This is a genomic window from Moorena sp. SIO3H5, from assembly GCF_010692395.1.
In the GTDB taxonomy this organism is placed as follows: domain Bacteria; phylum Cyanobacteriota; class Cyanobacteriia; order Cyanobacteriales; family Coleofasciculaceae; genus Moorena.
This window is the reverse complement of record NZ_JAAHHS010000297.1, coordinates 1-9,719: the sequence shown is the minus strand read 5'-3', so window position 1 is coordinate 9,719 and position 9,719 is coordinate 1. Positions and strand designations below refer to the sequence as shown.

7 protein-coding genes are annotated in these 9,719 nt (G+C 44.2%); 4 read left to right on the top strand and 3 right to left on the bottom strand.

Annotated elements, in window-relative coordinates; genetic code table 11:
* Nucleotides 1-1,241: 1,241 nt before the first annotated feature.
* Entirely contained in the window at nucleotides 1,242-1,775 is a 534-nt protein-coding gene (locus tag F6K52_RS25810; RefSeq protein WP_293084891.1) for a DUF2808 domain-containing protein, read from the bottom strand.
* 810 nt (nucleotides 1,776-2,585) lie between these two features.
* Between F6K52_RS25810 and F6K52_RS25805 the strand changes: the two genes are divergently transcribed.
* From F6K52_RS25805 to F6K52_RS25790, 4 genes are all read left to right on the top strand, one after another.
* A complete protein-coding gene (locus F6K52_RS25805; RefSeq protein WP_293084887.1) occupies nucleotides 2,586-2,723 on the top strand; it encodes a hypothetical protein in 138 nt (45 codons plus the stop codon).
* Nucleotides 2,720-4,345, top strand: coding sequence for a Re/Si-specific NAD(P)(+) transhydrogenase subunit alpha (pntA, locus tag F6K52_RS25800; RefSeq protein ID WP_364419679.1), 1,626 nt, complete (start codon nucleotides 2,720-2,722; stop codon nucleotides 4,343-4,345). The genes F6K52_RS25805 and pntA overlap by 4 nt, the downstream gene beginning before the upstream one ends.
* A 371-nt stretch (nucleotides 4,346-4,716) precedes the next feature.
* Nucleotides 4,717-6,180 carry a Re/Si-specific NAD(P)(+) transhydrogenase subunit beta gene (gene pntB / locus F6K52_RS25795; protein WP_293084883.1) on the top strand — a complete coding sequence of 488 codons (1,464 nt, stop codon included), beginning with the start codon at nucleotides 4,717-4,719 and terminating at the stop codon, nucleotides 6,178-6,180.
* Nucleotides 6,181-6,422: 242 nt separating this feature from the next.
* Nucleotides 6,423-7,241, top strand: coding sequence for a tetratricopeptide repeat protein (locus tag F6K52_RS25790; RefSeq protein WP_293084880.1), 819 nt, complete (start codon nucleotides 6,423-6,425; stop codon nucleotides 7,239-7,241).
* 94 nt (nucleotides 7,242-7,335) lie between these two features.
* On the opposite strand, the gene F6K52_RS25785 is transcribed toward F6K52_RS25790, so the two are convergent.
* Both F6K52_RS25785 and F6K52_RS25780 read right to left on the bottom strand, forming a co-directional pair.
* Nucleotides 7,336-8,868 (bottom strand): serine/threonine-protein kinase, encoded by a 1,533-nt coding sequence (locus F6K52_RS25785; RefSeq protein WP_293084877.1) that lies wholly within the window; start codon nucleotides 8,866-8,868, stop codon nucleotides 7,336-7,338.
* Between the two features lie 216 nt (nucleotides 8,869-9,084).
* Nucleotides 9,085-9,531, bottom strand: a complete 447-nt coding sequence (locus F6K52_RS25780; RefSeq protein WP_293084874.1) for a hypothetical protein — start codon at nucleotides 9,529-9,531, stop codon at nucleotides 9,085-9,087.
* Between the last annotated feature and the right edge of the window lie 188 nt (nucleotides 9,532-9,719).

Genomic DNA, 9,719 nt, shown 5'->3' with positions numbered 1-9,719 from the left:
CTGTTACAAAAAGATACATGCTGTTTTGGCCTGACCTTGAACGTAGTTATAAGGGTTTGAGCTTCCAGAAAATCATTCGTAGGGTCAATTGGCCAGTTTATCTTTGCTAATAGAACTGGCATCAAAGCCTTATCTACTAAGCTTTTCAGGGATCATGTCACCCCCTCAGCTATAATTTACGTGTTTTTATCATTAGATATTCACAGATTTTTTGTTGTTGATTATTATCAATGTTATGATAATTTTTGGGTAGTTTATATTCACATTTTGGCATGGTACACTGTCTCCTATTTCTAATTTAGTTTGGAAGTAATAGCTAGCGCTATTGACTACTTAAAGAGACGACATATTTTTTCTGTGTAGCCGAGTATACTGCTACGCAAATTATCAGATTGCCTCTTCTATATATATGTGCAGAACTGTGAGAAAGTGTGACACCCTCTCGGTCGGGAAAATTCCAAAAAAAACAGAGTGCTTGCATTTTGAATAGCAGCACCTCTAGAAGAATGAGCCAGTCAATGTCACAGAATCCTTGAACAGGCACATTAACTATGTAGCCTCGTAATCAGACTCTAAAGCTGCTAGTAGACGTTGAAACAACATGCCTACTAATTTTGCTGGAAAATTCTTTGGGGTAGGAATTCTACTCTGAGTGAAAGCCTGCTGGATAGTTTGTAGCGTCTAGGCAGGCACTCAACAGGAAGTCGTGGCTATTCAAACAGTCCTCTCTAAGTGTTCAATCACTATGTTAAAGAATCAACAGAAAAAACCAAGTAAGCGCAATTTCCCAGTTTGGCAAATTACCTTACCGCTCTGTGGAGTCCTGATCTTTGCTATAGGAGCTATCACCACAATTTATATGATCAACGGTCGCTATCTTTTTCACCTAAAGGCTACTCCCAAGGGAATCGAAATAATGACTGATGTAGACAAAAGGGAAATCACAAACAAATCAAACAAAAATCAAATTAGCAAAAGGGATCAATAGACTTCCCTAGTTTTTCTGGGAGGTCTAATCAACAAGGGGGTATGGCAGGTGTGGTGAGGAGGGGAGTGGGAATAAGCTGTTAGCGATTTAAATTCTGAATGGGGGCGCTTTCGGGAGATGGGGAGAGGCTATGACGGGGTGACGGTTACCCTACACCGGAAAACCAACACTCTTTCCCCTACTCCCTGCTCCCTGCTCCCTGCTCCCTAAAACCTAGGACGATTTATCTCACCCAATTCAGAACTACTATAGATTAACGACCAATACTAACAATCCAGGTACCGATATAACTGGGTAGTGGAATATCACCAGCGGCTAAGACATAACAAACGAAGTAATAAGTACCCCCATCAGGGTTTTTGACATTGGACAATACTAATTCCACATTTTGCTTGGCTGGAACTGGCTCTTCCATGTAAATTTGAAGGCTATAATTCTCTTTGTCCCAGACTACTTCAGAGACCGGGAGGGATTTACCGTCAACGCGCACCTCAATTTTGTCCACGTCGAACTTACCATCGTAGTAATCTGGATAAGAAATAGAAAACTGAGCAACTCCCAATTCCAGTTTCTTCTTGGGAATCTTCAAGCGGTAACGATCCCAGTAATTGGGGGCACCGTTAAAATCTAGGTGATATCTCAGGATATTTTCCCGTTTAACACCACTCCAGAGTACCAATCCGGGATTACTCTGGGCTAAGCTCCGAACCGATAGCCCGGTCAAGACACAACCAGCTAATGCGATCGCGGAAATCAGGCTTTTGATGGAAGATTGTGTGGATAGCATAAATCTAATGCTGCTGACTTGAGCTAAGAATTAACAGTTATTGTTTTTTTTCACTGTACTACTTATATATATATACGCAAAAATATACGCAATATATATACGCAATATATCTCTAATACCAATTTCAAACCCTATCGCTACACCTTAATCACCCACTACACCCTATTACCCCATCATCCCATCACCTAGAAATCGATCTGACTAGTAAAAAATACTTACCACAACTGAGTGCAACAGCACAATTCCTAAAACAAGTTAAAAATAATCCTCTCTTTTGGCAGATCACCATAGGATCCAAACAGAGATCCGGTTATGGGGACACATGTCTTTGAACAGTCAGAGAAATTTATATAGAGAAATTTATGCCAGCAGTTTAAATTCAGCAAGAGGCGATGCCTGGTGTTGGATACAACGATAAGTAGCATACAACGACAAGTAGCACAGATGGGAAGCCAGTCAGCTGATCAGACAACTAAGGCTGGGAGGTTTTCCTCTCAAGAGCGAGTCAATCACCCACCCTTAAGGGCATTGGCGGTGTCAGGGAGCAAACTGATCCCGTTCTAGTTAAACTTGGGAATCCTCTAAACAGGGTGAACATCCCCCAGCAAGAAGAAGCTACCAGTTGCTAAAAACCACTCGAAATTAAAAGAAATAGAACGATAGATTGTCATCAAGGCACAACATTTCGACAAGAAGTTGTTACCTGATTCTATTTACCGAAAATAGTTACGGAAAACAGTTATTATTGCCAGTTTTCCTGATTCTTGTTGTCCTTACTTAAGGAGTATTTGTCACCCATGACCAAAAGCTATGTTAGGAGATACGGTGGCCTTAGCCCCTGAAAGTGGCTGGTCTGGACATCCTTTGACTGATGCCTCTAGACCCACCTTAGTGATCAATGAATTTTCCGTCGTTATTCCATTTAGACAACTGAAGGAGAGTCAATGACCCTAGCCATTCCCAAAGAGGCTGAAACGTCAGATTTACAGCCAACCAAAACTCGGATGAAGGTTGGTATCCCCAAAGAAGTTTACCCAGGTGAATGCCGGGTAGCTGCTACACCGGATACAGCGAAGGTGCTCCAGAAACTTGGCTTTGATGTGCTGATTGAATCGGGAGCAGGAGAGACAGCTAATTTTTCTGACAATGCTTACGAACAAGCAGAATGCCAAATCATTCCTGATGCCAATAGCCTTTGGTCAGAGGCAGATATTGTCCTCAAAGTGCGTCCTCCTCAGATGCATCCAACTCTAAACAAGCATGAGTCTGAGTTGCTATCAGAAAATGGCACTTTAATCAGCTTTATCTGGCCAGCCCAAAACCAAGAACTGATCGAACAACTCTCAACCCGTAAGGCTACCGTGTTGGCTATGGATGCGGTACCCCGCATCACGAGGGCGCAAAAGATGGATGCCCTCAGTTCTATGGCCAATATTGCTGGTTACCGGGCTGTGATTGAGGCAGCTAATAACTTTGGCCGCTTCTTTACTGGCCAAATTACTGCAGCGGGGAAAGTTCCCCCAGCTAAAGTGTTGGTGATTGGTGCTGGGGTAGCTGGACTAGCTGCTATTGGTACCGCTAAAGGTCTAGGTGCTGTTGTGCGCGCCTTCGATACCCGCCCCGTGGTTAAGGAACAAGTGGAAAGCATGGGGGGAGAGTTCCTGGAACTGGACTTCAAAGAAGACGGTACAGGATCTGGGGGCTATGCCAAGGTGATGAGTAAAGAGTTCATCGAGGCGGAGATGGCATTGTTCGCTGCACAGGCTAAAGAAGTGGACATCATCATCACCACTGCCCTGATCCCTGGTAAAAAAGCGCCGCTGCTGATCACCGAAGAAATGGTAGCGAGTATGAAAGAAGGCTCAGTGGTTGTCGATATGGCAGCTGAGCAAGGGGGCAACTGTGAAGTTAGCAAAGCCAATGAGGTCTACAAATACAAAGGTGTGACCATCATTGGTTTGACTGACCTACCCAGCCGTATGGCTACTCAATCTAGCCAACTCTATGGCACCAACCTTTGTCATCTCCTCAAGGACATGGGTGGTAGTGAAAATTACCGTGTCGATATGGAGGATGAAGTGGTTCGGGGAGCCTTAGTGCTAAACGCTGGGGATGTAACCTGGCCCCCACCCAAGCGCCCTACACCTCCAGCACCTCCCAAACCCGCACCCGAACCCCAGACTGTGGCAACTAAAGAGGAGTCTGTGCCAGAGACGAAGAAATCAAAGGGTATCATGGGCTTGCTCTGGCCAGTATTAGTGGGACTCGCCCTAATTGGCTTGGGAATCGGAGCACCACCTTCTTTCCTCTCCCACTTCACGGTATTTATCCTGGCCTGCTTCGTAGGCTGGCAAGTGATCTGGAACGTAAAACCAGCCCTGCACACTCCTTTGATGAGTGTTACTAATGCCATTAGCGGCATCATCATCATTGGTGGAATGCTCCAAATTTCCGGCGCAGCTACCTCACCTACTACTATTCTGGGTGCGATCGCAATTTTAGTTGGAACCATCAACATCTCCGGTGGCTTCCTAGTAACCCAACGCATGCTCAAGATGTTTCAGAAGTAGGTTAGCCGATTAAAGGTTACAGGTTAAAGGTTACAGGTTGAAGGTTAAAGGTTTGAAGGTTTGAAGGTTTTGAGAAGGTTGAAGGTTTGAAGGTTTGAAGCTTACAGGTTGGCGGTTACAGGTTACAGGTTATCTTCTGAACCTACCCTTCGGGAAGCCCAAAGGCCAACAACCAAACCACCTACCCTACACCGAACGCGAAAGGCCAACAACCAACTAACCTTGGCCTATCGGCCACGCGTGCGCGTTCAACCAACTAACCTTTAACATTCAACATTCAACATTCAACATTCAACATTCAACCAACTAACCTTGGCCTTTGACCACGCTAAGCGAACAACCAAGTTGAACACCATAAAACTAAGGAGACTATGTCAAATAATCTGTTGACAGTTGCCTATATTGCAGCTAGTGCTTTGTTCATTCTCAGCCTGGGGGGATTGTCTAACCAGGAAAGCGCCCGTAAAGGTAATATTTACGGCATTCTTGGGATGCTGATTGCCTTTGTTGCTACTGCCCTAAGTAGCAATGTAACCGCATACCTCACTCTGGGAGGGATGATTCTGCCAGGAGTGATTATTGGTGCGATCGTGGCATCTCGGGTAGCCATGACCTCCATGCCAGAACTGGTAGCAATTCTCCATAGTTTTGTCGGTCTTGCAGCTGTACTGGTGGGTATTGCCAATTACCTGCAACCGGAGGAATCTCTAACGGGTGCAGAAGTAACTATTCACCAGTTAGAAATTTATATTGGTGTGTTCATTGCGGCAATTACCTTCACCGGTTCAGTGATAGCCTTTGGGAAACTACGAGCTATCATCAGCAGCAAACCCCTAATGTTGCCAGCACGCCACGTACTCAATCTGGCTATGCTTGGGGCTGTGATCGGGCTGGGTTACCAGTTCATGACAGCAGAGGGGACAACTGGTCTACAACCCCTGTTGATTATGGCTGCGATCGCATCAGTGTTAGGCATCCACCTGGTAGCTGCTATTGGGGGTGCTGATATGCCAGTGGTCATCTCCATGCTCAATAGTTATTCCGGATGGGCCGCTGCAGCCGCAGGATTTATGCTCTCCAATGACCTACTAATTATCACTGGTGCCCTAGTAGGTAGTAGTGGTGCTATCCTCAGCTACATCATGTGCCGAGCCATGAACCGTTCCTTCTTCAGCGTGATTTTAGGAGGCTTCGGCGAAGGTGCAGGAACTACAGCTAAAGCTAAAGGTGGCGATCAGCCGGAAGGTGAAGTCACCGAGACTACAGTAGAAGATACCGTAGAGCTGCTACAAGGAGCCAAGAGTGTTATGATTGTTCCCGGTTACGGCATGGCAGTAGCTCAGGCTCAGCATCCGGTGTCCGATATTACCAAGATTTTGAGGAATGCCGGTATCAATGTTCGCTTTGGCATTCATCCAGTCGCTGGACGATTACCAGGACACATGAACGTGCTGCTGGCTGAGGCAAATGTGCCTTATGATATCGTTCTAGAAATGGATGAGATTAACGATGACTTCCCAGAAACCGATGTAGTACTCGTGATTGGTGCTAATGATACGGTTAATCCTAGTGCCATGGAAGACCCCAGTAGCCCAATTGCTGGGATGCCAGTCTTAGAGGTTTGGAAAGCTGGTACAGTGGTGGTTATGAAACGGGGAATGTCCAGTGGCTATGCTGGCGTTGGCAATCCCCTGTTCTTCAAAGAAAACACCAATATGCTCTTTGGTGATGCCAAGACTAACGTTAGCGCTATACTAGGCAAACTCGTAGAATCTAGCCGAGACAGTGCAGCATCTAGCTCAGGAAAAGTCTTAGCTACATCCTCTGCGCGCTAAATAAGAGTTAGAGGGGAATGACACCAGGGTTTTGACTCAAATCTTGACTTGATGTCGAGTTTGGGGGAAGTTAGGAGTGTGGAAAGGGGATATTTTATGGTAAAAATTCCCTGCTATTCTACCCTCCTTCTTCTTCCTCTTCCCTATCTTTGTAAGCATTAGCTGTTGGCGTAGCCTGCGCGTAGCGCATATGCTTACATTTTATCTTTGATTTCAACAGCAAGATAACGGAAATAATTGATATGGGTTTTTCTGTAGACGTTACTAGCAGCAACTACGGCACTGAAGTTTTAGAAAAGTCTTTTGAGAAGCCTATATTAGTAGACTTCTTTGCTACGTGGTGTGGCCCCTGTCAACTGCTCAAACCAACTTTAGAGAAACTAGCTAAAGAATATGACTTTGTGTTAGCCAAAGTTGATATTGACCGCAATCAAGACTTAGCGAATAATTTTCAAATTGAGGGAGTACCCGATGTCAGAATTGTCACCAATGGTGATATGATTCCTGGTTTTGTGGGGGTTTTACCAGAAATTCAGTTGCGGGAAATGTTGGCTAGGTTAAATTTAAAGTCTGAGTTAGACATTGGACTAGAAGAAGCTCGGGTTGCCATGGCAAGTGAGAATATAACCCGAGCCAAACAGCTCTTTGAACAGCTAATTTCCAAGTATTCAGAGAATCAAAATTTAGTCATTGAAGTTGCCAATTTTTTGGTTCATATTAATGAGCCAGAAGAGGCAACCACACTCTTAGACACCATTGAATACAATGATCGAGAATACTTCCCTAGAGCTCAGGCAATCAGAGCATTGATTCAATTTAAGCAGCAGGCGAATGCTATTGGGGAAAGTGAATTAGATCAGTTATTTGCTCAGGCATCTCGGTTAGTTGTAGAGGGAGACTATGAACCAGCCCTGAAAATCTTTTTAGAAATCGTCAGTAAACATCGTAACTATAGAGATGATGGTGCAAGAAAATCCATGATTGCGGTGTTTGATGTGCTCGGTAATGACCATCCCCTGACGAAAAAGTATCAGCGGGATTTGATGCTATCCCTATATTAGTTTTGGCTAAGGGTTTAATAGGGAAAATCAAAAATAGAAAAGAATAAATCTATTTTAAATCTATTTAAAAGTAACAAGTTGCCAGTAACAAGTTTTAACCTGATATATCAGTAGGGTAATCTGTATGAGCAGCTTCTAACTTCATCAAAATCTTCGGCTTCAGCTTTTCAAACTCTTGCTTAAGTACTCCTTTGCTCAACATTGCTTGATTAGTTGATTTTATTGTCTTAGAGGTATTCGCCCAATCAATGAATAGCTGGCGTTGGGCAGGAGCAATAGTTGAGGTCATTACATTAGCACAGTATTCTGGTTGTGATTGGGCAAAAAACAAAATACGGTAATATCCAGTATCTCCCAAAAGTCTGACTATGTTCTGACCGTGATTTGTTTTGAGGTCTAAGTAGCAAGGAAGCCAACAAGCACCTTGGTAGCGATTATGCACTGCGGTAATCCATAGCACCATGGGATGAGGTACCATCACATATAAGAATTGATTGTAGCGTGTACTAACCTGACGGTTCTCAATCTCTTCTTTAGTTAGCATCACCCAGAGGGTAGGAAAGGTTGTGTTAGTGGTACGAATTATCTTAGGAAAGACAATAGATGCTTTAGGTTTGTCATCGGGCCATGAGGTTTGCCGACAAATATCATTCCCTGATACAGGAAGTATTTGTGTTGCCTTACTCAGAGGCTTCTCGGATAGTATTGTTTGAATCCGATGACCCAGATAGCGACCGCGATCATGACCTTCGTTTAATGAATCCAATGCTCGTAGGATAATCCCGACATTTTGAGGACGATCAGATACCTCTTTCGCTATACAGGTCATGATTAGGTTCTCTAGGGACTTCGGCAGCTTTAGTTTGGGGTTAATCGATCCAAAGGATTTAGGTGGGCTGAAGTGATGAGCTTTGTACCAACTACCAAAGGAATGATCTTCTGGAAGAATAGGCATGTGACCAGTTAACATCTCAAACATCATCACCCCGAGACTATAGATATCAGAGCGTTTATCTAGTTCCTTTCCCTCCATTTGTTCTGGTGAACAATAGGCTAGGGTACCCATAAAAGAATGGGTTTGAGAACCATCAAACTGAAGAAGCTTAGCAATGCCAAAGTCAAGGATTTTGATCAGTTCACCGAAGGAGGAATCTTCGACAACGAGAATGTTACTGGGTTTAATATCACGATGGACAATTGGAGTGAGTGTGCCTTTAAATACAATGCCTTGGTGAGCACATTGTAATCCCAGACAAATTTGGCGGGCAATATGCAAAAATCGGGGTAAGGATAAGGTTTTAGTGTGAATTATTTCGCTTAAATTTCCCCCTGCCAAGTATTCCATGACGTAGAAGGAAATATCATTTTCATCTATGCCATAGTCCCTAACTCGCACGATGTGATTGCTTTTCTCACCAAGCAAAGCGCAAATTGTTGCTTCCCGTTCAAAGCGATCGCGCATTTTTTGGTTCAATAATGTATGGGAGAGAAATTTGACAGCAACGGTTACACCTCCCAATAGCATATCTTTGGCTTGATACACTTGACCCATAGCACCTTTGCCGATCAACTTGACCAGTTGATAGCGATTGGCGAGTAGACGACCTTTGTTAGGGTCTGTGATCATAAGTTTCTTGGTGAGATCCCGAATGTAACGTGTTCATGAATCATTAGTCATTGGTCATTTGTCATTTGTAAATACTAGTAGACTTAATGTGGATCACAAAGGACTAAGGACTAATGATTAAGGACAAAACTGACTAAGGACTTGCGCAAGATAAACGCTCTTAAGCAACTGTGACAGGCGTACTGCTTTTAAAACTCCCTTAATTCCAGAATACTTCTATTTTTGCTGACGTTTCAAAGTTGCTTCCATTGTGCTACTGAGATAATGACCTGCCATAATGCTACTGGAGAGGTAGTATATATTTTCATTACGTTGATACCGGGTTTCAAAACCACTGCGTCGTTGGCGATCCCCTAATACCCAATACCGTTGCACAATGGATTCTGGAGCCACCCAGCCTTCTCCCTCGACACGACCTAGGAGGCTGTGTTGTAAAACAAAGGTATACTTTGGCTCGCCAGTATCAAGACGCCCTAGATACTGGCAAGAGATATTCTCCCGTTCACTATTGGGAAAAACCAGTCTTGTGACCATAGTAAACCAGTTTTCCCGACTCCAGGTAACCATAGTCCCACCTCTGACTACAATTAATTTTCCATTGCGTTCCAGCCAATTGCCCCGAAGTGTCCAGCGTCCTGCCTCCAATAAAAAGGTGTGAGCCACGGTATTACTCTTGATCTGTTAATGAATATTACCCTCTCATCGTTCCCCACTAATTCTAGCTGCTATACCTAAGGTTGTGGGGTTTACCCCCTCAGGTTATCCCATGGGCAAACTTCCGGCATTAGCCCAGCTCCTATGGATCAACAGACAAACTGTTGAACTCTGCTCCAAACTCACCCACGGGGGAA